This is a genomic window from Aeromonas sp. QDB34 (assembly GCF_027705405.1).
Classification (GTDB): domain Bacteria; phylum Pseudomonadota; class Gammaproteobacteria; order Enterobacterales; family Aeromonadaceae; genus Aeromonas; species Aeromonas hydrophila.
On sequence record NZ_JAPDBT010000004.1, the window covers coordinates 121,611 to 147,826 of the forward strand.

16 protein-coding genes are annotated in these 26,216 nt (G+C 57.7%); 14 read left to right on the top strand and 2 right to left on the bottom strand.

Going from position 1 to position 26,216, the window contains the following annotated elements; translation table 11 throughout:
- The first annotated feature begins 62 nt into the window (after window positions 1-62).
- The 5 genes from OKC29_RS08225 (at window position 63) to OKC29_RS08245 (ending at window position 3,574) form a co-directional block, all read left to right on the top strand.
- On the top strand, window positions 63-641 hold the full coding sequence (locus OKC29_RS08225; protein WP_073350772.1) for an O-methyltransferase: 579 nt from the start codon (window positions 63-65) through the stop codon (window positions 639-641).
- A 9-nt stretch (window positions 642-650) separates the two neighbouring features.
- A complete protein-coding gene (locus OKC29_RS08230; RefSeq protein WP_043123946.1) occupies window positions 651-1,061 on the top strand; it encodes a nuclear transport factor 2 family protein in 411 nt (136 codons plus the stop codon).
- A 267-nt stretch (window positions 1,062-1,328) separates the two neighbouring features.
- On the top strand, window positions 1,329-2,102 hold the full coding sequence (locus OKC29_RS08235) for an amino acid ABC transporter substrate-binding protein (RefSeq protein WP_011706519.1): 774 nt from the start codon (window positions 1,329-1,331) through the stop codon (window positions 2,100-2,102).
- Window positions 2,103-2,159: 57 nt separating this feature from the next.
- Window positions 2,160-2,816, top strand: coding sequence for an amino acid ABC transporter permease (locus OKC29_RS08240; RefSeq protein WP_017410894.1), 657 nt, complete (start codon window positions 2,160-2,162; stop codon window positions 2,814-2,816).
- On the top strand, window positions 2,813-3,574 hold the full coding sequence (locus OKC29_RS08245) for an amino acid ABC transporter ATP-binding protein (protein ID WP_073350770.1): 762 nt from the start codon (window positions 2,813-2,815) through the stop codon (window positions 3,572-3,574). Before OKC29_RS08240 ends, OKC29_RS08245 begins: the two co-directional genes overlap by 4 nt.
- A gap of 86 nt (window positions 3,575-3,660) precedes the next feature.
- On the opposite strand, the gene OKC29_RS08250 is transcribed toward OKC29_RS08245, so the two are convergent.
- Entirely contained in the window at window positions 3,661-5,076 is a 1,416-nt protein-coding gene (locus tag OKC29_RS08250; protein WP_073350769.1) for an FAD-dependent oxidoreductase, read from the bottom strand.
- Between the two features lie 12 nt (window positions 5,077-5,088).
- Window positions 5,089-9,546 carry a glutamate synthase large subunit gene (gltB, locus tag OKC29_RS08255; protein ID WP_024945789.1) on the bottom strand — a complete coding sequence of 1,486 codons (4,458 nt, stop codon included), beginning with the start codon at window positions 9,544-9,546 and terminating at the stop codon, window positions 5,089-5,091.
- Between the two features lie 613 nt (window positions 9,547-10,159).
- Between gltB and OKC29_RS08260 the strand changes: the two genes are divergently transcribed.
- The 9 genes from OKC29_RS08260 to OKC29_RS08300 all read left to right on the top strand — a co-directional run bounded on the left by OKC29_RS08260 (window position 10,160) and on the right by OKC29_RS08300 (window position 26,195).
- On the top strand, window positions 10,160-11,095 hold the full coding sequence (locus tag OKC29_RS08260) for a TIGR01212 family radical SAM protein (protein ID WP_073350766.1): 936 nt from the start codon (window positions 10,160-10,162) through the stop codon (window positions 11,093-11,095).
- Between the two features lie 401 nt (window positions 11,096-11,496).
- Complete coding sequence (locus OKC29_RS08265) at window positions 11,497-13,641, top strand: type I secretion system permease/ATPase (protein ID WP_011706513.1); 2,145 nt, start codon at window positions 11,497-11,499, stop codon at window positions 13,639-13,641.
- Complete coding sequence (locus OKC29_RS08270) at window positions 13,634-15,052, top strand: HlyD family type I secretion periplasmic adaptor subunit (RefSeq protein WP_049045521.1); 1,419 nt, start codon at window positions 13,634-13,636, stop codon at window positions 15,050-15,052. Before OKC29_RS08265 ends, OKC29_RS08270 begins: the two co-directional genes overlap by 8 nt.
- A 35-nt stretch (window positions 15,053-15,087) precedes the next feature.
- Window positions 15,088-16,416: a TolC family outer membrane protein gene (locus tag OKC29_RS08275; protein WP_011706511.1), complete on the top strand. Its 1,329-nt coding sequence runs from the start codon at window positions 15,088-15,090 to the stop codon at window positions 16,414-16,416.
- A 158-nt stretch (window positions 16,417-16,574) separates the two neighbouring features.
- Window positions 16,575-17,297, top strand: a complete 723-nt coding sequence (locus tag OKC29_RS08280) for a transglutaminase-like cysteine peptidase (RefSeq protein ID WP_024945793.1) — start codon at window positions 16,575-16,577, stop codon at window positions 17,295-17,297.
- Window positions 17,298-17,300: 3 nt separating this feature from the next.
- A complete protein-coding gene (locus tag OKC29_RS08285) occupies window positions 17,301-19,226 on the top strand; it encodes an EAL domain-containing protein (protein ID WP_073350765.1) in 1,926 nt (641 codons plus the stop codon).
- 157 nt (window positions 19,227-19,383) lie between these two features.
- Window positions 19,384-24,789 (top strand): retention module-containing protein, encoded by a 5,406-nt coding sequence (locus tag OKC29_RS08290; protein ID WP_270669241.1) that lies wholly within the window; start codon window positions 19,384-19,386, stop codon window positions 24,787-24,789.
- A gap of 86 nt (window positions 24,790-24,875) precedes the next feature.
- Entirely contained in the window at window positions 24,876-25,433 is a 558-nt protein-coding gene (locus OKC29_RS08295; RefSeq protein ID WP_073350762.1) for a hypothetical protein, read from the top strand.
- A 57-nt stretch (window positions 25,434-25,490) separates the two neighbouring features.
- Window positions 25,491-26,195: an SIMPL domain-containing protein gene (locus tag OKC29_RS08300; protein ID WP_073350761.1), complete on the top strand. Its 705-nt coding sequence runs from the start codon at window positions 25,491-25,493 to the stop codon at window positions 26,193-26,195.
- Window positions 26,196-26,216 lie beyond the last annotated feature (21 nt).

The window sequence follows — 26,216 nt, forward strand, 5'->3', positions numbered from 1 at the left end:
TGAGGGGCGGTCCAGCCATGCCATGCACCGGGCCGACTCGTTTACACCGTCAAGGAGGAGACATGGCACTGGAACAACTGAAACGGGAGTTGGAGCTGTTTGGCGAGCAGAATGACGGCGCGCAACAGTCCCGTGGCAGCAAGATGCTCAACATTACCCGCGATACCGGCGAGTTGCTGGCGGTGCTGGTACAGGCGAGGGGGGCCGCTGCGGTGCTGGAGATCGGCACCTCCAACGGTTACTCCACCCTCTGGCTGGCCGAGGCAGTAAAACGGCTGGGGGGCCGGGTCACCACCATCGAGCTGGACGAGGGCAAGCGGACCATGGCGGCCGCCAACTTTGAGCGGGCCGGGCTTGAAGCCTGGATTGAGCAGTTGGCAGGGGAAGCCGGTACGCTGTTGCCCACCCTGCCGACGGCCGCTTACCCGCTCATCTTCCTCGACTCCGATCGCCTGCACTACCAGGCCTGGTGGCCCGAGATCCAGCGCCTGCTGGCCCCCCGCGGTCTGCTGGTGGTGGACAATGCCATCTCCCATCGGGAGGAGCTGGCCGAGTGGATGGCACAGGTGGAGCAGGATCCGGCGTTTGCGACCTCGCTGGTGCCGGTGGGCAAGGGGGAGTGGCTGGTGGTGCGGTTGTAGGGGACAGGCATGGAAAACAAGACCATGGAACCAAAAGCAGTGGTGGAGGCCTATTGGCAGGCCATGCAGAGCAACGATTTCGTCAAGGCCTCCAGGTGGCTGAGCGATGACTTCCTCTGTGACTGGCCCCAGTCGGGGGAGCGGATCGAGGGGCGGGCCAACTTCGTCGAGATCAATCGGCGCTACCCGGCGGCCGGGCCCTGGGATTTTGACATCGTCCGCCTGCTGGAGCAGGGGCGGGAGGTGGTGACCGAAGTGGTGATCACCGACGGTGAAGTCGAGGCGCGCGCCATCACCTTCCACACGGTGCGTGGCAATACCATCTGCCATCAGACCGAATTCTGGCCCGATCTCTACGAGGCGCCGCACTGGCGTCGTCACTGGGTCACCAGCATCCCGCGGGAGTCGCAACCCGCCTGACATGGTTTCCGCTGGCGGAGCGCCGCCAGCGGGGCTATTCCTCGGCCAGTCCGGCCACTATTTTTTCGTTATCCATTATTTCGATAAATATCCCCGTATTTCATGGTTGGGTCATGCCATGAGCCACGTTATGTTTCATCCATACCGCCGGCAAGCATTATGAAAGTTCTCTCTGCCGACAATTAATTTAAACATGATAACCGGCTGGTTTTATTTTGTGGTGGTTGGCAAGCGTTCTGGATGTTCATAAATATAACGAGGTGAATAATGAAAAAACGGCACTCCCTGTTTTTGATGGCGGCACTTCCGCTGGCACTGATGACATCGGTACAGGCACAGTCAAGCCTGGCCGAGATCCAGCGGGCCGGGGTGATCAAGATCGGTACCGAAGGGGCCTATCCTCCCTTCACCTATCACGACAAGAGCGGCAAGCTGGTGGGCTTTGACGTGGAGATCGGCGAGCTGATTGCAAGCGGTCTCGGCGTGAAGCCGCAGTTCGTCGAGGGCAAGTGGGACGGGCTCATCGCCGGGGTGGACGCCAAGCGCTACGACCTGGTGCTCAACGAAGTGGCCATCACCCCTGAGCGGCTGAAAAAGTATGATTTTTCAGACCCCTACATCACCTCCAAAGCGGTGATCGTGGTGCACAGCGACAACCACAGCATCAAGAGTTTTGCCGATCTGAAGGGCAAGAAATCCTCCCAGTCGCTGACCAGCAACTTCGCCCAGCTGGCGAAAGCATCGGGCGCCGAGGTGGTGGCCACCGAGGGATTCAACCAGTCCCTCGAACTGGTGCTGACCGGGCGGGTGGATGCCACCCTCAACGACAGCCTCTCGTTCCTCGACTTCAAGAAACAGAAGCCGGACGCCAAATTGAAGGTGGCGGCCACCGAGGCCAAGGGGGATCAATCGGGGGCCCTGCTCGCCAAGGGACAACCCGAGTTGCTGGCCGCCATCAATCAGGCGCTGCGCAATGCCAAGCAGGATGGCGCATATCAGAAAATATCGCAGAAATATTTCGGCACCGACGTTTCGCAATAATATCGCGGCAACATAATAACAACTGAGGGTATTAACGTGCCGGCCTGGTTGCAGTTAATGATCGACTCTTTTTGGCCCCTGCTCAGTGCGGGGCTTATTTTTACCGTGCCACTCACCCTGATTACCTTCGTGCTGGGAATCGTGCTCGGCTTGTCGGTGGCGCTGGCCAGATTATATGGTCCGGCCCCGCTGGTGATGCTGGTCCGGTTTTATGTCTGGCTTATTCGGGGCACCCCGCTGCTGGTGCAGCTTTTTCTGATCTTTTACGGTCTGCCGAGCGCCGGCATAGTGCTGGATGCCTTCACCGCCGCCGTTATCGGTTTCACCCTCAACATCGGTGCCTACAGCTCGGAGATCATCCGTGCCACCCTGGCGGCGATCCCGAAAGGGCAGTGGGAGGCGGCCTATTCCATTGGCATGAACTGGCCCCAGGTGATGTGGCGGGTGATCCTGCCGCAGGCGGCGCGCATCGCGGTGCCGCCGCTCTCCAACACCTTTATCTCCCTGGTCAAAGACACTTCACTGGCGGCGGCGGTGACCGTGCCCGAGCTGTTTCAGGCGGCCCAGCGACTCGCCTCCGTCACCTATGAGCCGCTCATTCTCTATGTCGAGACGGCCCTCATCTACCTGTTGTTCAGCTCGGTACTCTCCACCCTGCAAGACAAGCTGGAGCAGCGACTGGCTTACAAAGAGACCCGGGAGGTCGCCCTATGATCCGCTTGAGTGGCATCGAGAAACAGTTTGCGGGGCAGCGAGTGTTGAAAGGGGTAGGGCTGGCGATGGCCGCGGGCAGCGTCACCGCCCTGATCGGCCCCTCCGGCAGCGGCAAGAGTACTTTGCTGCGCTGCGTGAACCTGCTGGAGAGGCCCGATGCGGGCCAGCTGGTACTGGGGGGCAGCGAGCTCGACTTTACCCGACATCTGTCACGGCAAAGCGTGCTGGCCCTGCGCCAGCAGACCGGCATGGTGTTCCAGAACTTTCAGCTGTTCCCGCACATGACGGTGCTGGAGAACGTGATGGAAGGGTTGGTGACTGTGTTGAAGTGGCCCAGGGAGAGAGCGGCGGCGCGCGGCCTGCAACTGCTCGACAAGGTGGGGCTCAGGCACAAGGCTCAGGCGGTACCTGCCACCCTCTCCGGCGGTCAGCAGCAGCGGGTGGCTATTGCCCGGGCACTGGCGCCGGCCCCCAAGGTGCTGCTCTGTGACGAGCCCACCTCGGCGCTGGATCCTGAGCTTGCCCAGGAGGTGGTGGCGGTACTGCGCCAGCTGGCCAATGAGGGCACCACCATGTTGATCGCCACCCATGACTTGCGCCTGGCGGCCCAGATCGCCCAGCAGGTGATCTTTCTGGAGGCGGGAGAGGTGGTGGAGGCGGGCAGTACGCGCCAGATGTTCACTACCCCCAAGCGGGCGCGTACCTTCGAATACATCTCCACCCTCACCGAGCGGCTGCCGGAGAGTTGGAGCATCTAGCCGGTTCTGCCTGATCGAGAGCGAGATAAAAAAACAGCCCCGCACGAGCGGGGCTGTTTGCATGGCAGTTTGGTTACGACGGCAGATCACACGGCCAGATAGTCCATGATCCCTTCGGCCGCTTTGCGCCCCTCATAGATGGCGGTCACCACCAGATCGGAGCCACGTACCGCGTCGCCACCGGCGAACACCTTGGGGTTGCTGGTCTGGAAGGCATGTTCGGCCTGCTCCGAGGCCTTGATGCGATCCCGGCCGTCAAGCTCGATGCCGTGTTCCGCCATCCAGGGTTGGGGATTGGGCTGGAAGCCGAACGCCATCACCACCGCATCGGCAGCCAGCACCTGCTCGGAGCCTGTCACAACCACCGGGTTGCGGCGGCCATTGGCATCGGGGGCGCCGAGCTCGGTGCTCACCACCTTGATGCCGCAGGTGCGGCCCTGGGCGTCCAGCTCGACGCCGACCGGCTGCAGGTTGAACATGAACTCAACCCCCTCCTCGCGGGCATTCTTCACCTCCCGCTTGGAACCCGGCATGTTCTCCTCGTCACGGCGATAGGCGCAGATCACCTTGGCGGCCCCCTGACGGATGGCGGTACGTACGCAGTCCATGGCGGTATCACCGCCGCCGAGCACCACCACCTGCTTGCCGGCGAAGTCGATGTAATCGGCTTGCGCCTTCTCAAAGCCCAGCAGCCGGTTGGCGTTGGCGATGAGGTAGGGCAGGGCGTCGTAGACTCCCGGTGCCTCCTCGTTGGCAAAGCCGCCCTTCATGTACTTGTAGGTGCCGACCCCGAGGAAGATTGCATCGAACTCGCCGAGCAGGTCGGCGAAGGTGACATCGCGACCCACCTCGGTCTCGAGACGAAACTCCACGCCCATCCCCTCGAAGATCTCGCGGCGACGCTGCATCACCTCTTTTTCCAGCTTGAAGGAGGGAATGCCGAAGGTGAGCAGACCGCCGATCTCCGGATACTTGTCGAACACCACCGGGGTGACGCCGCCCCGTGCCAGCACGTCGGCGCAGGCGAGACCCGCCGGGCCGGCGCCGATGACGGCGACCCGCTTGCCGGTCCTGACCACCTTGGAGAGATCGGGCTTCCAGCCCATCTCGAACGCCTTGTCGGTGATGTATTTTTCGATGTTGCCGATGGTGACGGCGCCGAAGCGATCGTTGAGGGTGCAGGCACCCTCACACAGTCTGTCTTGCGGACAGACCCGGCCACACACCTCCGGCAGGCTGTTGGTCTGGTGGGATAGTTCTACCGCCTCCAGAATGCGCCCCTCGTTGGCCAGCTTCAGCCAGTTGGGGATGTAGTTGTGCACCGGGCACTTCCACTCGCAGTAAGGGTTGCCGCAGTCGAGGCAGCGATCCGCCTGCATGCCGACCTGGGCCTGGTTGAAGGACTCGTAGATCTCCACGAACTGGATCTTGCGGATCTTGAGCGGCTTCTTGGGCGGGTCGACCCGCTGCACGTCGATAAACTGAAATACGTTCTGGCTCATAGGGTTCCCTCCTTATTGCGCCTGGATTCTGAGTTCTGCACTGGAACGGCTGGTGTGGCCAAGCAGCGATTTGACGTCGCTGGACTTGGGTTTGATCAGCCTGAACTTGGGCACATAGGAGTCGAAGTTGGCCAGGATCTCCTCGGCGCGCGAGCTGCCGGTTTCATTGAGGTGCGCCGTGATGATGCCGCGCAGGTGCTCCTGATGGATGGCGAGATCCGCCACGTCCAGCAGTTCCACCAGCTCGGGGTTGGTGCGCTTGGCGAAGTTGCCGCACTCGTCGAGCACGTAGGCGAAGCCGCCGGTCATGCCCGCCGCGAAGTTGACGCCTGTGGTGCCGAGCACGGTGACGATGCCGCCGGTCATGTATTCACAACCGTTGTCACCGATCCCCTCGACTACCGCGAGAGCCCCTGAGTTGCGCACCGCGAAGCGCTCGCCGGCAGTACCTGCAGCGTAAAGTTTGCCGCCGGTGGCGCCATAGAGGCAGGTGTTGCCGATGATGGCCGCCTCGTGGGATTTGAATGCCACGCCGACGTGGGGTTTGATCACCAGCTTGCCGCCGGTCATCCCCTTGCCCACGTAGTCGTTGGCATCCCCCGTGAGGATCATCTCGAGGCCACCCGCGTTCCAGACGCCGAAGCTCTGGCCAGCGGTGCCATTGAAGTGGACCCGCACCGGATCGGCCGCCATGCCCTGGTTGCCGTGCCGCTTGACGATCTCGCCGGACAGGCGCGCACCCACTGAGCGGTCGGTGTTGCGGATGTCGTAGCGAAACTCGCCGCCGCTCATGTTTTCCACCGCCTCCAGCAGATCTTCCACCATCTTGAGGTTCAGTGGCCCCTTGTCGAAGGTGGGGTTGTGCTGCTGGCTGAACAGGCTGGAGCCTGCCGGTGCCACCGGGCTGGCCAGAATACCGGAGAGATCCAGCTTGGCCTGACGGGCGGTGAGGCCGGGCAGCGCTTCCAGCAGGTCGGTGCGACCGATGAGGTCGGTCAGCTGGGTGACGCCCAGCTGGGCCATCAGCTCGCGGGTCTCCTCGGCGATGAACTTGAAGTAGTTCATCACCATCTCCGGCAGGCCGGTGAAGTGCTCGCGACGCAGCTTCTCATCCTGGGTGGCGACGCCGGTGGCGCAGTTGTTCAGGTGGCAGATACGCAGGTACTTGCAGCCGAGCGCCACCATGGGGCCGGTACCGAAGCCAAAGCTCTCGGCGCCGAGGATGGCCGCCTTGATGATGTCCAGACCCGTTTTGAGACCGCCATCCACCTGCAGACGCACCTTGTGGCGCAGGCCGTTGGCCACTAGCGCCTGCTGAGTCTCGGCCAGGCCCAGCTCCCAGGGGGAGCCGGCGTATTTGACCGAGGTGAGCGGGCTTGCTCCGGTGCCGCCGTCGTAGCCGGAGACGGTAATGAAGTCCGCATAGGCCTTGGCCACGCCGCAGGCGATGGTGCCAACGCCGGGCTCGGACACCAGTTTCACCGACACCAGACAGTTTGGGTTGATTTGCTTGATGTCGAAGATGAGCTGGGCCAGATCCTCGATGGAGTAGATGTCGTGGTGGGGCGGCGGCGAGATCAGGGTCACGCCAGGCACGGAGTAACGCAGCTTGGCGATCTGGGCCGTCACCTTGTCACCGGGCAGCTGGCCCCCTTCGCCGGGCTTGGCGCCCTGGGCCACCTTGATCTGCACCACGTCGGCGTTCATCAGGTAGTGGGGGGTGACGCCAAAGCGCCCCGAGGCCACCTGCTTGATGCGCGAATTCTTCTCGGTACCAAAGCGCTTGGGATCCTCGCCGCCTTCGCCGGAGTTGCTCTGGCCGCCGAGCCGGTTCATGGCCACCGCCAGCGCCTCGTGGGCTTCCGGGCCCAGCGCGCCGATGGACATGGCGGCGGAGTCGAAGCGGGGGAACAGCTTGGCCGCCGGCTCCACCTGCTCCAGTGCGACCGGGTTGTCGACCTTTTTGAGGGTAAGCAGATCGCGCAGGGTGGCGACGGGACGCTCGTTCACCAGGCGGGCGTACTCCTTGTAATCGGCATAGTTGCCGGAGCGCACCGCCACTTGCAGGGTCTGTACCACGTCCGGGTTGTAGGTGTGGTACTCGCCGCCGTGGACGAATTTGAGCAGGCCGCCCTGAGTGAGGGCCTTGCGGGCCAGCCAGGCCTGACGGGCCAGATTGAACTGATCCTGCTGGATGTCGGCAAAATCGGCGCCCTGGATGCGGCTCGATACACCGCGAAAACACATTTCGACCACGGCTTTGGAGAGGCCCACCGCTTCGAACAGCTGGGAGCAGCGGTAGCTGGCCACCGTGCTGATGCCCATCTTGGACATCACCTTGTAGAGCCCCTTGTTGATGCCGTTGCGGTAGTTGAGCATGGCCTGGCGCAGGCTCATCTTTAGCACGCCCTCTTCTACCTGCTTGGCGAGCGTCTCGTAAGCGAGGTAGGGGTAGATGGCGGTGGCGCCAAAGCCCAGCAGCACAGAGAAGTGGTGCGGGTCGCGCACGCTGGCGGTTTCCACCAGGATGTTGGCGTCGCAGCGCAGGTTGTTGTCCACCAGGGTACGCTGCACCGCCCCCACCGCCATGGCGGCCGGGATGGGCAGGGTGTCGGCACTGACGTCCCGATCCGAGAGGATCAGCAGCACGGTACCGGCCTTGGCGGCAGCCTTGGCCTCTTCACAGATGCGCAGGATGGCCGCTTCCAGTCCCTCTTCGGGTTTGAAGTTGAGGCTGATCACCTGATGGCGATAGTGCTCCCCTTCCAGTGCCAGCAGCTGGTGGAAGTCGGAGTAGAGCAGGATCGGCGACTGGAACAGCACCCGGTGGGCGTGGCCGAAGGTCTCGTTGAACACGTTCTGCTCGCGGCCGATACAGGTGGCCAGCGACATCACGTGGTTTTCCCGCAGCGGATCGATGGGCGGGTTGGTGACCTGGGCGAACATCTGGCGGAAGTAGTCGTACAGGGTGCGCTGGCTGGAGGAGAGCACCGCCATCGGGGTGTCATCTCCCATGGAGCCCACCGCCTCCTGGCCGTTTTCACCCAGTACCCGGATGATCTGATCCAGCTCCTCATAGGAGTAGCCGAACAGTTTCTGATAGGTTTTCAGCTGATCGTCGGAGAATTCGCGGGCGCCGGTGCTGGCGTCATCCATCTGCTCGAACGGCACCAGCCGCTTGCAGTGCTTGTCCATCCACTGCTTGTAGGTGTGACGGCTCTTGAGATCGTCATCGATCTCGAAGCTGGTCCAGATCTTGCCGTTGCTGGTATCCACCACGAACAGCTCGCCCGGGCCGACCCGGCCCTTCTCCAGCACTTCGTCCGGGGTGTAGTCCCAGGTGCCCACTTCAGAGGCCAGCGTGATGAACTTGTCCTTGGTGATGACGTAGCGGGCCGGACGCAGACCGTTTCTGTCGAGCGCGCAGGTGGCGTAGCGACCGTCGGTCATGACGATGCCGGCCGGGCCATCCCAGGGCTCCATGTGCATGGAGTTGAAGTCGTAGAAGGCGCGCAGGTCGTCATCCATGTTCGGGTGCTTCTGCCACGCAGGCGGGATCAACAGGCGCATGGCGCGGAACAGGTCCATACCACCGGCCAGGAACAGATCCAGCATGTTGTCGAGGCTGGAGGAATCCGACCCCGTGGTGTTGACGAACGGGGCGGCCTCTTGCAGATCCGGGATCAGCGGGGTGGCGAACTTGTAGCTGCGCGCCTTGGCCCACTGGCGGTTGCCGGCGATGGTGTTGATCTCGCCGTTGTGGGCCAGATAGCGGAACGGCTGCGCCAGCGGCCAGCGCGGGCTGGTGTTGGTGGAGAAACGCTGGTGGAACACGCAGATGGCTGCCTGCATGCGGATGTCGGCCAAATCTAGATAAAAGCGCGGCAGGTCCACCGGCATGCACAGTCCTTTGTAGACGGTGACCAGGTTGGAGAGGCTGACCACGTAGAAGTAGTCGTCGCTGATGCGTTTCTCGATGCGGCGGCGCACGATATAGAGGCGGCGCTCGAGATCCTTGTCGACCCAGCCGGGGGGGGCGTTGACAAAGACCTGTTCGATGCTGGGCAAAGAGGCCTTGGCGATGGGGCCGAGTACATTGGTATCGATAGGCACCTTGCGCCAGCCGACCAAGCTCAGGGTCTCCTTTTCCAGCTCTTCGTCGATGATGTCGCGAGTGGCTTGCGCCAAGACGGGATCGGGGTTGAGAAACAGCATGCCGACCGCGTAGTTGCGGCCCAGGTGCCATCCCTTCTCTTCGGCGACAGCTCTGAAGAAGCTGTCGGGTTTTTGCAGCAACAGACCGCAGCCGTCGCCGGTCTTGCCGTCGGCGGAGATACCGCCGCGGTGCTGCATGCGAGCCAATGCTGACATCGCGAGACGGACAAGCTTGTGGCTGGCTTCACCTTCCATGTGGGCCAACAGGCCGAAGCCACAGTTATCCCTCTCCAGCTTTGGATCATATAGTGACATTGCATTTCTCCCTTGCTCGGCCTTGCATCGCACTGTCATCAACAGACTGCATAAATTGCGATTGGCTCTTGTGGTTCCGTCCGCCTGAGGTGGCGAATCTCCAAACTAATGGGATTTTTCGGCAAGGTCAATTGGACATCCCGGCTGTTTTCATTATCACAAACTCATAACAAAATGTCGGGATACGGGTCTATATGGGGTATTAACTGGCAATTGCTCTGGTTATTTTTGTTTTTGTGGAATTTTGTATTGTCATATTGGACTTTGCTGGTTGACTCAATGGGGGCAAGGATTTGTAGTAATTTTACCAATCCACTCGACAAGTGAATGGCCGAGATCACAATAACGAAGCAGATGACTTGCATTTGCAAAACCACCGTCTATGAGAAAATTTTCATTATTCAACAAACTGTTAGAAGGTGGTTTTGTGGTGGTGTTGAGCCTTCGTCAAATTGGGGATGAGTCTCGAAAGCGTCGATAACTACCCATTTGCTGATATTTATCCGGTTATTGGTGAATATTTATATGTTTTCCCGACTCTCTCCTCCCTTGATCCAGCGCAGCGCTGTGCGCGCTCAGGCTCGTACAATGACGCCCCTTTACTGGAGGTGTCATGCAGTTACACGAACTCGTCAATACATTCGGCCAGGATCTCAAGCAGCGCCATGGCCAGAAGATCCACAAGCTCTCCATTCACGGTGCCTTCACCTGCCCGAACCGGGACGGCACGCTGGGCCGTGGCGGCTGCACTTTCTGCAATGTCTCCTCCTTTGCCGACGAGTCGGCCCAGCAGCTTTCGGTGGTGCAGCAACTGCTGGCTCGCCGGGATGAAGTGACCCGGGCCAAACGTTATCTCGCCTACTTTCAGGCCTATACCAGCACCTATGCCGAGGTGGAGTACCTGCAGCGCATGTATGAAGAGGCGCTGTCGGTGAGCGACATGGTGGGCTTGTGTGTAGGGACGCGCCCAGATTGCGTGCCGGATGCGGTATTGGACCTGCTGGCCGGCTATCAGGCCCGGGGTTACGAGGTGTGGCTGGAGCTCGGGCTGCAGAGCGCCAACGACAGGACGCTGCAGCGCATCAACCGGGGCCATGGCTATGCCGCCTATGTTGACGCTGTGACCAGGGCTCATCAGCGCGGCATCAAGGTGTGCGCACACCTGATCGTCGGTCTGCCTGGTGAAGTCGCCATGGACAGCCTGAATACGCTGCAGCGCATCGTGGAGACGGGCGTGGAAGGGATAAAGCTACACCCGCTGCACGTGGTAGAGGGAAGCACCCTTGGCAAGGCGTGGCAGGCGGGTCGACTGGAGGTGCCGAGCCTGGCGCAGTATGTGGAAGCGGCGGTTGCCATGATCCAGCACACGCCGCCCGAGGTGGTGTACCACCGCATCTCGGCGTCGGCACGCCGCCCGACTCTGTTGGCGCCAGCCTGGTGCGAGAATCGCTGGACAGCCATGGCTGACATTGCTAATGAACTGGCCCGCTCCGGCGCCCAGGGTCATGCGCTGGGGCGCCCTTTTTCGCTTTCTGGCAATATCGACTAGGTAATCAGATTTCATCAAAAAAACAGTGAGTTATTAGATGAAATTCAGTCTTTGCGGTATAGTTTCGGTAAAATTGTCTTGATATAGTACTTGGCTTGAAAAAGATATCATTATCAATAAGCTTGTATTATTTCCAATTTGGACGGGATATATCGGATATGGCGCCATCTTGTGTCGCGATCCGCAACCAAGCTGCCCGTCTCGCCTTTGGGTGTAATCTATCAGGTCTGCCAATGACATTCAGTGTCATGTACCTGTGCTTAATGTGTATCAGGCTGTTGATCCCTTCTCGGGGAGCTCTGTTCTTTATGTCACGGGATCGTCTGCGCCAAACTGCGCCCGTGAAGCTTGAATATCGGTGTGGCGATAGAGCCGGCCCAATCATGCAGTGACAGGATGCTATGCAAGCAGAAACTAACCGTATTGACGAGTTGTTGGAGTGCCTGGTCTTTCTGACCCGCTTTTATGGGGTGCCCAACAGCAAGGATGCCCTGACGACCGGTTTGCCACTGGTGTCCGGCCTGCTGACACCCAACCTGTTTGGCCGTGCCGCCGAGCGGGGCGGACTGTCGGCCCGGGAAGTGATCCAGCCGCTTGCCGAAATCTCTCCCTTGTTGCTGCCTTGCGTGCTGCAGATGCGCAATGGTGGCGCCTGCATTCTGCTGGAGTGGAATGAAGACAGAAGCCAGGGCAAGGTCATCTTTCCTCAGGCGGGAGATGCGGCCCAGTGGCTCAATGCAGCCCAGCTGGGTGATGAGTATCTGGGAAGACTGTTTTTTGTCAAAAAGCAGTTCAAATTTGATGAGCGCTCCCCCAAGGTGCTGGAGACCCGTGACGGGCACTGGTTCTGGAGCACTCTGTTTGAATCCCGTGGCATCTATCGGGACGTACTGATCGCGTCCATCCTGATCAACCTGTTTGCCATCGCCAGCCCGCTGTTCACCATGAACGTCTACGACAAGATAGTGCCCAATCTGGCATTCGATTCCCTTTGGGTGCTTGCCGTCGGGGCCATGGTGGTGTTCACCTTCGATTTCGTGATGCGCCAGCTGCGCAGCTACTTCATCGACATCGCCGGTAAAAAATCGGATGTGCTGTTGTCGGCCAAGATCTTCGCCAAGGTGATGGGCATGAGGATGGAGTCGCGGCCGGCCTCGACCGGTGCGTTTGCCAAACATCTGCAGGAGTTTGAATCGGTACGGGAGTTTTTTACCTCCGCCACCGTCTCTACCCTCATCGACCTGCCGTTCGCGGTCTTCTTCCTGTTCATTATCTGGATTTTCGCCGGGGTCATGGTCGTGGTGCCGATCGTCGCCATGCTGATCCTCATCATTTACAGCTTCTATATTCAGGCGCCGCTCAAGCAGTCCATCGAAGAGGGATCGCGGCTTGCTTCCCAGAAGAACGCCAACCTGATCGAGAGCATTTCAGGCCTTGAGACCGTCAAGATTTTCGGGGCCGAGAGCATGTTCCAGCATCGCTGGGAGCAGGCCGTCTCCCATATCTCGACCTGGGGAGTGCAGACCCGCCGCATCACCAACTCCATGTCTTCGCTGGCCAGTTACATCCAGCAGGTGGTGACGGTGGCACTGGTGATTGTCGGCGTTTATCAGATCTCGGAAGGGTTGGTCACCATGGGGGGCATGATTGCTGCCGTCATGCTGTCAAGCCGTGCCATTGCGCCCATGGTGCAGTTGTCAGTGCTCTCCACCCGCTACAACCAGGCCAAGTCCGCACTGGAAATCCTGGAAAAAATCATGGTGACACCGGGTGAGCAGGAAGAGGGCAAGCAGTATATCCACCATCCCGTGATCTCCGGTCGGATCGAGTTTGACAATGTATCGTTCAAGTACCCGGGAATGGAAACCAGCACCCTGCACAACATCAATCTGCGTATCGAACCGGGCGAGAAGGTAGCCATCATAGGCCGGATCGGGGCGGGCAAAACCACGCTCGAGAAGATCTTGATGGGCTTGTATCGGCCTACCGATGGCTCGGTGCGACTCGATGGGTTCGAGCTGGATCAGCTGCCAGCCTCGGTGATCCGACGCAACATAGGTTGTGTCCCGCAGGACGTGACCCTGTTTTTTGGCTCGGTGCGCGACAACATCATGCTGGGCAATCCGCTGGTGGACGATGTGCGGGTCATGCGTGCCGCCAAACGGGCCGGCGTCACCAATTTTACCAATCGGGATCCCAACGGGCTGGACCGGCAGATCGGCGAAGGAGGCCGTCAGCTCTCGGGTGGTCAGCGCCAGGCTATTCTGCTGGCGCGAGCCTTGCTCAACGACCCCCCCATTCTGGTGATGGACGAACCTACCTCCAACATGGATAACCAGTCCGAGATGCAGGTCAAGCATGAGTTGGCACGATTGGGGCCGGAAACGACCCTGATCCTGATCACTCACAAAACCTCCATGCTCGATGTCGCTTCACGGGTCATCGTGGTTGAGCAAGGGCAGGTGGTGGCCGATGGGCCCAAAGAGGTTGTGCTGCAACAGTTGAAAGAGGGCAAGGTGCGTGTGCAGGAGGCGTCCAATGGCTAAATTTGGCCTGTTCAAGAAGGCGCCATCCGATACTGTACTGCCAGCACCGGAGCACCTTGAATTCGTCGATGACGGCGCGGCTGCGGTACTACTGAGTACCCCGACTCGAGCCAGGGCATTGCTGTGGGCATGCTTCCTGTTTTTCATGAGCGCCATCGTCTGGGCCGCCTGGGCCGAGCTCGATGAGGTCACCGTTGGCCAGGGCAAGGTCATCCCTTCCCGTCAATTGCAGGTGATCCAGAACCTGGAGGGGGGGATCGTCAAGGAGATCTTCGTCAAAGAGGGTGACATCGTTGAAAAAGGGCAGCCGCTCTTGCGCATCGATGACACTCGCTTCCGCTCCGATTTTCGTGAACGGGAGCAGGAGCTGGTGACCCTCAAGGGGGATATTGCCAGGCTGCGTTCCGAAATCCAGAGCGTGGTGGTCAAGACCGGTCCCAATTTGGGGTGGCGTGAACAGGTTGTGGTCGACAAGCAACCCATCGATTTCCCTGATGGTTTCGAAAACGTCTTTGCCGAATATGCGGCTCGAGAAAAATCAGTTCAGGATGAACGCCTCAACAACTTGAACAACCAGCTCTATATTCTGGGGCAACAGATTGAACAGAAAGAGCAGGAAACCATAGAGCTCAACGCCAAGATCAGGACGGTGGCGCGTAGCGTGGATCTGGCGCGGCAGGAGCTCAATATCAGTCGCCCCTTGGCCAAGGAGGGGATCGTGCCCCAGGTCGAACTGATCAAGCTGGAACGGCAGGTCAACGAAATGCAGGGGGAATTGGAGAGCAACCGGCTGCTTATTCCCAAGCTCAATTCCGTGTTGCGGGAGACCATCTCCAAGCGCAACGACATTGCCTTGAAATTCCGGGCCGATTCACAGACCGAGCTCAATGAACGGCAAGGCAAATTGAGCCAGCTGTCAGAAGGCCAGGTTGGGCTGCGGGATCGGGTGGATCGCACCAGCGTGATCGCGCCGCTCAAGGGCACCATCAAGAAGCTCAAGATCAACACGCTGGGTGGTGTGGTCCAACCGGGCATGGATCTGATGGAAATTGTTCCGCTGGAAGACACTCTGCTGGTCGAGGCCAAAGTGTCGCCCAAAGATATCGCGTTCTTGCGGCCAGGGCTGGAGGCCGTGGTCAAGATTACTGCCTATGACTTCACAATTTATGGAGGATTACATGGCAAGGTTGAACAGATAAGTGCTGACTCGATCCAGGATGAAGATGGCAACTCCTTTTACCTGGTACGAGTACGCACCGAGAAAAGTTACTTGGGCGATGAGCTTAACGCACTTCCCATCATCCCCGGTATGTTAGCCAGTGCAGATATTATTACTGGTAAAAAAAGTGTCCTAGACTATTTGCTTAAGCCGATTTTACGGGCAAAGCAGTCGGCACTGAGAGAACGATAAGCCAACAATCTAAAAACAACATGACTGGAGATACCATGAAGAAGACGATTGTTGCCATGTTAGTAAGTGGCGCCGTGCTGTTCCCGGGCCTTACCCAGGCCCAAACACTGGAACAGTCAGTGGCACAGTCACTGGCTACCCATCCCAAAATCAAGGAAGCTTTTGATCTCTATCAGGCGCGATTGTATCAGCATGATGGAGCCAAAGGTGGTTACTATCCCACCATCGATCTGCGTGGTGGTGTCGGCTATGAGAAGACTGACAGCCCGTCAACTCGTGCGGCCGGCGCTAACTCGACCACCATCGATGACTCCATGACCCGTAAAGAGGCCGGTATCAGCCTGCGCCAGATGCTATTTGATGGTTTCAACGTCAGCAGCAACGTAGCTCGTACCGATGCCGAAGCCAATGCTCAGCGTCTGGCCATGATCTCTGAGGCGGAGAATACCGCCCTGCGCGTGGCTGAGGTTTACCTCAACATGCTGCGTCAGCAGGAGATCCTGGAGCTGTCCAAACAGAACCTGGAAACGCACGAGCAGATCCGCAGCGACATCAGCAAGCGGACCGATTCTGGTTTGGGATCCACGGCAGACCAGACTCAAATTGATGGTCGTGTTGCCAGAGCCTACGCCAATCAGGCGGCTGCCGAAAATAACTACCGGGATGCCGAGAGCGAGTTCATCCGGGTAGTCAACGAGATGCCAAAAGATTTGGTTCAGCCGGTGCCGGATGCTCAGCTCATTCCGAGCAGCCTGGATGCCGCCTTGAAGACGGCGACCGAAGTGCATCCTACCTTGCTGTCATCCTTGCAGGATATCGAAGCCGCCAAGTATCAGCATGAAGGCTCCAAGTCCGGTTTTTATCCCAACGTCACGTTTGAAGTGGATCAGAACTGGAACGAGGACATTGATGCAGTAAAAGGACGCAATGACGATCTGACTGCCATGGTGCGCATGCGTTACAACCTGTTCCGTGGTGGTTCCGATCTGGCGCAGAGCAAGGCGACGTCCGCTCTCTATTCCCAGGCGAAAGATATTCATATGAATGCTTTCCGTCAGGTTGAAGAGGGAACCCGCCTGGCCTGGAACGCCAAAGAGTCTTTGACCAAACAGAAGACCTTCCTGAAAGAGCACGTGGATGCCAGCTATGACACAGTACAGGCCTACAAGAAGCAGTTCGGATTGGGCCAGCGTACCTTGCTGGACGTACTGAACACCGAGAACGAACTGTTTGAGGCCCGTCGCAGCTACATCACGGCCGAGTACGACTCCTTGTTGGCGGATTATCGGATCCTCAATGCCACTGGCAGTCTGCTCAATGCGTTTAATGTGAAGCAGCCCGCCGATTGGCAAGCTAAACAGTAATGGAGTGCGCATCAGGTTTGATGCGAGTGAAAGGGATGGCTGCAGCCGGGCTGCCGCCATCCCTTGTCTCTGACGGCCACTTCTGGCCAGCGTAGTAACAGCCAATGGATCTTTTGAAGATGCATGTGACTGAGCAGTATCGGGCAGGCAGTGTCGGCATGGCGTCAAGCTTCGGTTTGGCTCCGTTTTTGCGCGCGCGCTGGTTGCGCTGGTCACTCTGGCTGCTGTTGGTTTCTCTACCTTTGCTGCTTTCTGCCAGCCAGCCTCTTACCCCTGAAGATCTCAAACTGGTACAGCGGGCACAGGAAACGTACGGTGTCAGAGCCGGCAAACGGGTCACGACTTGGCGTACGCTGGTCATGCAGAATCGTGCCGCCGGTCTGACGGATCGCCAGAAACTGGAGAAGGTAAACCAGTTTTTCAACCAGATGCGTTTTATTGACGACATCAAGTTGTGGCGCAAAAAAGACTATTGGGCGACCCCGTTGGAATTTTTAGGCGCGGCGGGTGGTGATTGTGAAGACTTCAGCATTTCAAAGTACTTTACCCTGCTGGAATTGGGGGTGCCGGATGAAAAAATGCGGATGGTCTATGTCAAGGCACTGGATTACAACCAGTTTCATATGGTGGTTGCTTACTATGACACGCCATCCTCAGTCCCCGTGATTTTGGATAACTTGATTGGGTCGATCCGGCCGGCCAGCCAGCGCCGGGATCTGATGCCGATATACAGCTTTAACGGTAGTCACTTGTGGTTGATGAAGGCGCGTGGTCAAGGGGAACTGGCTGGACAGTCCTCACGCCTGGGATTATGGAATGATTTACGCAATCGCATGACTTCGGGGCGATTGGCTCAGCCTGTGTTGAATTTGGATGATTAACCTATGACGCTCTACAGACAATTACTGGCCACCATGTTGATCCTGTTCGGGTTGTTGTTTGCAGCCACCTATTGGGTGCAATTCAACTCGACTCGTACCTATCTGGCGCAGCAGCAGGAAACCACAGTCATCAACACCGCCACATCCCTGGGATTGGCGTTGACACCTTATCTGGAAAATGGTGACAAGGTGGGGGCTGAATCCGTCATCCAGGCGATATTTGATGGGGGATATTATCGCTTGGTCCGTCTGGACTTGTTGGCTTCCAAGGATGTCATTGAGCAGGAAAATACCAACAATATTCAGGGGGTGCCGCAGTGGTTCATTAATTTGGGCCTGTTTCCGGAAGTATCCAACGAATCGATTCTGACCTCCGGCTGGCTGCAACTGGGCAAATTGAAGGTTGTTGGTCACCCCGGGCAAGCCTACTACGAGCTGTGGCGTGGCATGAGCGAACTGGCGAGCTGGTTTCTGATAGGTTTTCTCATCACTACCATTTTGTTGATGCGTGCGCTCAACTATTTGCTCAAGCCGCTCAAGCAGATCTGCGAGCAGGCAGTGGAGATCGAACTGCACCACTTTGGCCATGCCATTCCTGAACCAAAAACCCATGAATTGAAACAGGTGGTACAAGCCATCAATACACTTTCCAGCAAGCTGGCCCTGCAGTTCAAGGAACAGGCTGATGAGGCTGAAAAATTGCGGGAGCGGGTTTATGTGGACGCCGTATCCGGCTTGGGCAACCGGGCTTATTTCGTGGGTCAGGTAAACGCATGGATTGCCGAGGCGGGACAAGGCGGCGTCATGCTGGTCGCTGTCGATATGCTGGATGACCTGTACCGTGAGGAGGGGTTTGCCGCTCGCGACAACATGGTCAAGTCGATAGCACAGGCTCTGAAGGAGCAATTGAAAGGCTGGGATGGGTCGGCACTGGCGCGGATTTCGGCCACGGAATATGCCTTGCTGTGTCCTACTGATGATCTGGCCCAGCTGAAAGATTTGGCGGAAGTGATCAATAGTCGCATTGCCGACCTGGTTGTGAACCCCATGGGTGAGGGTGGTGCACTCTCAGTTATCGGTATTGCAGGGCGCGATGGCAATGATGATTTGTCAGCGTTGCTGACCAAGGCCGACAACGCGTTGGGCAAAGCGCGTAATGAACGTCGTGGCGCAGTAGTCATGGAGGGCGGTGTTGATCAAGGACTGATGGGACGTCTGGCTTGGCGCGATCTGGTACAAGATGCCATCGCTCGGCACTTGTGGCGCTTCAAGGCGCAACCTGCCTGCAGATTTGATAACGGTGTTCGTTTGCATGCCGAATTGTTTGCCTCTATTTCTCGTGATGGCACCGATTATTTTGCAGGTCAATTCTTGCCGGCCATCGAACAGTTCAAATTGGGCGGCGAATTCGATCAGGCGATACTTGAAGCTTCTATTCCATTGCTCCAGCAACAGGCGGATCTGGTCTTGGCGGTCAATATTACCGCTGGCTCGCTGTGCTCCGATGAGTTCAGGGCGTGGTTGACCGGCTATCTGACGGATCATGCCGAGCTGCAAGAACGGCTGCTGTTTGAAATCCCGGAAGCCGCCATCATGAAGCATAAAGATCATGTCACCGCCTTGGTTAAGGACTTGCAGGAACATGGATTCCAGTGGGGGGTGGATCATTATGGACGCCACTTCCAGTCACTGGGATATCTGGAAGAGCTGGCTCCTGCCTATGTCAAGGTCGACCATGGCTACACCAGTCAGGTGATGGAGCCGGGGGCGGATACCTCCTTCCTGGCAGCAGTGTGCCGCGCCGCTCACAATGCAGGCGTCACAACCATTGCGACTCGGGTTGAAGATCAACATCAGGTTGAGCTGCTTGCCAAATTGCATATCGATGGCTATCAGGGTTTTGTGCATCCCGCATTCCCACTGGCTTGAACGTTATCAAATCAAAAGGGGTCCATAAGGACCCTTTTTTTATTCTAAAGATGAATAAGAATAGGTGTTTTTAGGGCACCTCTCTGTTTGAGGTTCGATTGAAGCGCCACCAAGTGATTGATTTGACATTATAAAAAAGACCCTTCGATTTAATACATTGCATCCCGCCAAGACGGAACAAATCCAATACATTTTTGCAACGGATGCGAAGCGTACAGACATCTATGGTGTAGACATCGAGATCTGTCACGTTGGAGCAAAGGATATGCGCACTCAAATCATCGACAAAACGGTTGTGGTTTCTTCCATTGAAGGCAATGTTCAAATCGTGCTGGCTGATGGAAGCAGCCGCCCATTGCAAAAAGGCGAGATCCTCCAGCCGGGAGCCAAGCTTAATATTGCAGATGACGCCAAACTGGTATTGGCTCCCTATGACGATTCTCCTGCCGCTGCTACTCCAGATGCTCCCGCTCATGACGCACCAGCCCCTGGTCAACCTCAAGCCCCTGATGCGGGTACTGCGGCTTCTCCTGATATCGCTGCATTGCAAAAATCAATTCTGCAAGGGGTAGACCCGACACAAAACTTTGAAGCTTCTGCTGCCGGTGGGGCACCTGCCGCCGGTGGTGGTGGCGGGATCGGTGGTGTAGCCGGTGCCAGTGGCAATGGTGGCTTTGTCACCATTGACCGCATTGGTGATGCAACCATTGCTGCTGCAGGCTTTGACACCACATATCAGACAGAGCCGATTGTAGATACACAACAAGTAGTAGAGCCCTTGCTGGTCAATGAACTGACGGATCAGGGTGAGCAGCTGGTTGTTGCGGAAGACGGTGTATTGAATGGCAATTTGCTGGACAATACGGTCAATACCGATGGGCCGTCAGCTGCGTCGGTTCTGCTCTTCAGCTGGGGAGGCAACGCCAATGTGGCTGTTGGAACCAGTGTGACAATCGACGGGATCGGTACGCTTGTCGTCAATGGCGATGGCAGCTTCACATTCACCCCGGCTCCCAACTACGACGGTGCTGTTCCCCCTGTCGTATACACGGTTACGGATGGCACCGATACGGTCCAATCCACCTTGGAACTCACTATTACGCCAGTCAATGATCTTGCTGATCAGGGTGAGAACGTCGTGGTGACGGAGGATGCGACGGTATCGGGCAATTTGCTTGATAACACCGTCGATAATGATGGGCCTCAGGCTGCTACTGTCACCGGATTTAGCTGGGGTGGGGTTGCCAACTCGATTCTGGGCACCCCCGTCACTCTGGCAGGGGTCGGTACCCTGCTGGTCAATGCAGATGGCAGTTATCAATTTACGCCCGCCACCAATTATGACGGCCCTGTCCCGGCGGTGAGTTATACCGTCACAGATGGCACAGATTCAGTACAGTCCATACTGACAATCACGATCACTCCTGTTGATGAGCCGGTTGAGCTTGCCGGTCTGCAGCTGGAGGGGGGAGAACTGACATTAAATGAAGCCTCATTGGCAGGAGGGAGTAATCCGAATGCCGCCGCTGTGACTCAGATCGGTACTTTTACCTTCAGTGCAGCCGATGGTGTGCAGAGTCTGACGCTGGGAGGCGTCGCTTTGGTCACCAATGGGCAAGCTGTTACAGCCTTCCCGCAAACCATTACCAGCCCACTTGGTAATCAATTGATCGTTACCGGCATTAATTACAATCCCGTGACCGGCACTGGTAGCGTGAACTACAGCTACACCTTGGGAGGGAGTGAAACCCATACCCAACCTGCCAATGATAATTCGCTTAGTGAGAGTTTCAGCGTCGTACTGGTTGATACTGATGGTGACAATACCAGCGGCAGCCTGGATGTGGTCATTCTGGATGATGTTCCCAGCGTCACCCTTACTTCCAATTCTGAAGGATTGGATGCGGTGTCCGTGGATGAAAGCCTGGTCAGCCTGGGCGGTGCTGGCACTGACGGGGTGGCCAGTGCCACCCTGAGCGCCGCCAATGTACAGGCCCAGTTCAACCCGGCCTTCGGGGCTGACGGGGCGGGCAGCATTGGCTACAGCCTGGCGCTGACCGGCACCAACGTGGCGAGCGGCCTGTATGCGGTCGATCCGGCCACGGCCAACGGCCAAGGTGCCGCCATCGTGCTCAATCAGGTGGGCAACGTCATCACCGGCAGCGCCGGTGGGGTGGACTACTTCACTCTGACTATCAACCCGAGCACCGGGGAAGTGACCCTGGCCCTGCTGGACAACGTCTGGCACGGCGACACCACCAATGCGGATGACAGCGTGGCACTGACCCTGGGCCAGGGCGTGCTGACCCTGGTGCAGACCGTGACCGATGCCGATGGCGATAGCGCCAGTGCGGCGGTGGATCTGGGTGCCAATGGCGTGTTCCGCTTCGAGGATGACGGCCCGCGGGCCGGGCTGGCGGTAGAAGCGCCGAGCCTGGGTGCGACCGTGGATGAAAGCCTGGTCAGCCTGGGTGGCGTTGGCACTGACGGAGTGGCCAGTGCCACCCTGAGCGCCGCCAATGTACAGGCCCAGTTCAACCCGGCCTTCGGGGCTGACGGGGCGGGCAGCATTGGCTACAGCCTGGCGCTGACCGGCACCAACGTGGCGAGCGGCCTGTATGCGGTCGATCCGGCCACGGCCAACGGCCAAGGTGCCGCCATCGTGCTCAATCAGGTGGGCAACGTCATCACCGGCAGCGCCGGTGGGGTGGACTACTTCACTCTGACTATCAACCCGAGCAGCGGGGAAGTGACCCTGGCCCTGCTGGACAACGTCTGGCACGGCGACACCACCAATGCGGATGACAGCGTGGCCCTGACGCTGGGTCAGGGCGTACTGACCCTGGTGCAGACCGTGACCGACGCCGATGGCGATAGCGCCAGTGCGGCGGTAGATCTGGGCGCCAATGGCGTGTTCCGCTTCGAGGATGACGTACCGAGCGTGACCATCAACGCGGTGGCAGACGGTGGCATCACCCTGACTACCCAGGATGCACAAACCATTGATGCGGCCAGTGACACGGCGACCGGCAGCTTTGCGGCGGCGTTCCTGGCGGCGGCGGTACCGAGCTATGGCGCGGACGGTCCGGGCACCACCACGGTGAGTGGCTACAGCCTGAGCGTGACCGACAGCAACAGCGGGCTGACCAGCAACGGGCTGGCCATCACCCTGACCAAGGTGGGCAGCGACATCGTTGGCTCGACTTCGGCCGGGGAGGTGTTCCGTATCAGCGTGGCGAGCAATGGCACGGTGACGCTGACGCAGTCGGCGGAGCTGGACCATCTGCCGGAGGACGTGGACAACAGCAACGACAACAACCTCATCAGCCTGGCCAATGGCAAGGTACTGCTGAGTGCGACGGTGACGGTGGTGGATGGCGACAACGACACCGCGACCGGGACGGTGAGTGCGGACCTTGGCGGCAACATCCGCTTCGAGGATGACGTACCGACAGCAAACCCTGTAACCAATGCCGGTCAAGCAACTCAGGTTCAAAATACCAACCTGATGCTTATCCTCGATATATCCGGAAGCATGGATTATGACTCTGGTTATCAAGGTATGACTCGAATGCAAGTCATGCAGAAATCAGCATTGGAGTTGCTCGACAAGTACAGTGCTTATGGCAATGTCATGGTCAATATCATCACATTTGCTACTTCTGCGACGAATCCGACAGGTGTTTGGGTCAATGTGGATACAGCCAAGGCGATTATCCTAGGTCTGGTATCAACAGATTCAACAAACTATGACGATGCACTCAATGAGGCTATCAAAGCATTCGGCGATACAGGCAAGCTTCCTAATGCCCAGAATGTCTCTTACTTCATGTCTGATGGTGAGCCTAATGCAAATGCTCTGAGCGGTAGTTCAGCCACAGTACCTGATGGCAACAACAGCTTGGGTGGCGGGGATGGTATTGATGGCGATGGGACCACTCTCACTGGTGAGGCAAAAGACTGGGCTGATTTCCTGAAGGCGAATGACATCAATTCATTTGCTTTAGGTATGGGAAGTGGTTCAACTGCCTCTGCATTGGATCCTATTGCCTATAACGGTGTCAGTGAGGTGAATACAACTTCGTTGATTGTGACTGACTTCAGTCAACTGGCAGCCACGCTGCTGAGCACTGTTGTTGCTCCTCCATTGTCCGGGCAATTGCTCAACGGAGGGTTAACAGCCAGTACCGGTGCTGATGGTGGATGGATTGGCTCTATTACAGTTGCTGGTGTTACCTACCATTACGACCAGAAAACTGACATCTCAAGTGTTACCGGTGGTACCTCTGCGGGAACATTCAACACTGCTACCAATGAGTGGTCTATCTCGGTTGCTGGCGGCATCCTGAAAGTTGATATGGATAATGGTGCCTATACCTTTACTCCGCCATCGGTAATTCCGTCCGGTGGGATAAGTCAGGTATTTGGCTACAACGTGATTGACCATGATGGAGACACGGCTGCAAGCACTCTGTCTCTCATCATCAACCCAGCTATCGGGCCGACAGTGGTGCGTGATGACTTTGTCATTACCAATCAAGATCCCTCGACTATTCCTGATTGGGCACTGCTTGCCAATGACACTGGGCCATTGGCAGCCACTCAAGTCATTACTGGTGTATCTGGTGCGGTTGGGGGCACGGTAACAGACGGAGCAGGCTCTGTTGTGTTTGACGACACGTCGGGTAGTGCAACACCCAGTGCCTATGATGGTTCATTCAACTACACAAACAGTACGACAACGGATCCGGCCAAGGTTTTCGTAGATGTACAGAGTGGTTCTACGCTCACGGGCAGTTACCTTGATGAAGTCCTGATTGGTGGTTCAGGGAATGACACGCTTAACGGAAATGCTGGTAACGATATCCTGCTTGGGGGAGCAGGCAATGACAATCTGAATGGTGGTGAGGGTAACGATATTCTTGTCGGTGGAGCGGGCAATGACACCCTGAATGGTGGCAATGGTAATGATACCGCGAGCTACCTTGATAGCACAGCAGGAGTCACTGTCACGGTTAATGGTAATAACCAGATCACTGGCGGCGCAGGTACGGACAGTTTGAGCAACATGGAGAACCTGATTGGCTCAATGTTCAATGACTCTCTGACTGGGGATGGCAATGCCAATGTTCTCAGTGGTCTTGCCGGCAATGACATCCTGATAGGTGGTGGTGGCGATGACATGCTGATAGGAGGAACAGGCAGTGACACCATGACCGGTGGCACTGGCAAGGATACCTTCAAGTGGATGGCGGGTGACGCCGGTGGTGTTGATACCATCAAGGACTTCACCACTGGGGCCAATGGGGATGTACTCGACCTGAGTGAATTGTTGAGTGGTGAGCATACCAATGCTGCCACGCTGGATCAGTATTTCAACTTCGCATCTGGTCCTGGTAGTAACAAGTCAACATTAACTATCGATTTGGATGGTTCGGGAAGTGCGTCTACAACTCATACCATCTTCTTCGATAATGTGGATCTCACTCTCGGAGGCACAAGAACAGATCAACAGATCATTCAAGACTTGCTGGATCAAGGCAACCTCAAGGTTGATCCGTAACCAGCCAAGGGGGCTGGGTAATACCTGGCCCCTGTTTTTTGACTGAGGGGGCGGCTAAGATAGCGGCAGTACAGGAGAGGGTCACCATGCAGTCATTTAATTGGGTCGATATCGATGGCATTCGCTATAGCTGGGACGGGCAGGGCAGCATTACCTGTACCGGCCAGTTTGGCTATCATGCCACGATGGCGGGTGATCGGATTGATGCGCTGGATCTGGAGAGTGATGATGGCGAGGTTGCTGGTTCACTGAATGTGGACTTTGCGGCAGCCACTATCTCATTCACGCCAGCCGTCGATGCAGCGCCACCCCACATGATGGTGCTGGTCGGTCATGAACAAGGGCAGCAGGAGTATACGTTGCAGAGTTTGAGCGATGTCTGCCTGCAGGATCTGCTCGGCCACTCCGACAACATCGACTGTGTACCCCTGGTGACCACCACGATGACGGAGCCGGTAGCTCCGCTGGCCGGACATGTTCTGTCGTGGGACTCCTTCCATTTTGATGATGATGTGCTGCTGGGGGCCCGCGGCGCCACACCACTGGCTGCTGCTCATCAGGGGCTGCCAGGTAGCGAGATCAGCATCAATATCGATATGACCAATCAGGTACTGGATCAGATCCCGCCGTTGCACGATATATGAATCCCATTCGACGACGGGCATAATGACCTCACTCCAATAGATTGAGGTCTTTTTTTTATGTGGCGTCCCCTGCTTACCCTGTTTGCCCTGGTTATCAGTGCACCCCTGTTGGCCCTTGAAGTGCCGCAAGCCCCCCATCTGGTGGTGAGCGGTTATGCCGAGCAAAAAGCCGAGCCCGACATGCTGACGCTGAATGTCTCTGTAACAGCGCTGGAAAAGCAGGGCATCAAGGCCAAGCAGCAGGTGGATGGCAAGGTTGCCGCCTTCTTTGGCCAGCTGGAAGGGCTGGGCATCAAGCGCAGCGATGTTGAGGCAGGCAATCTGGTGATCTCTCCGGAATACCAGTATCCGCAGAACAAGAAGCCGGAACTGGTGGGCTACCGTGCCCAGCGCCAGCTTGCGGTCAAACTCTATCAACTCGACAAGCTGAGCGAGCTGATGGACACCGCACTCAAGGCCGGGCTGGAATCCGTGTCCCAGATTGAGTACGGGCTCAAGGCGCCGCAAACCATCAAGGAGCAGGCGCGCCTCGGAGCGGTTGAAGATGCCAAAACCAAGGCTGAGTCTCTGGCCAAGGCGTTTGGCATGAAACTCGGCAAGGTTTACAGCGTCGAGTACCGCAACAATAGCCCCATGCCGATCTACAGCCGGGCCCTCAAGGCTGCCGCCATGGCACCTGCCGCCGACATGATGGAAAACAGCTACCAACAGCAGCAGATCACCATCACGGACAACGTGGAAGCCGTCTTCCTGCTGGAATAATCCCGCAGTTTTCTACCTGCC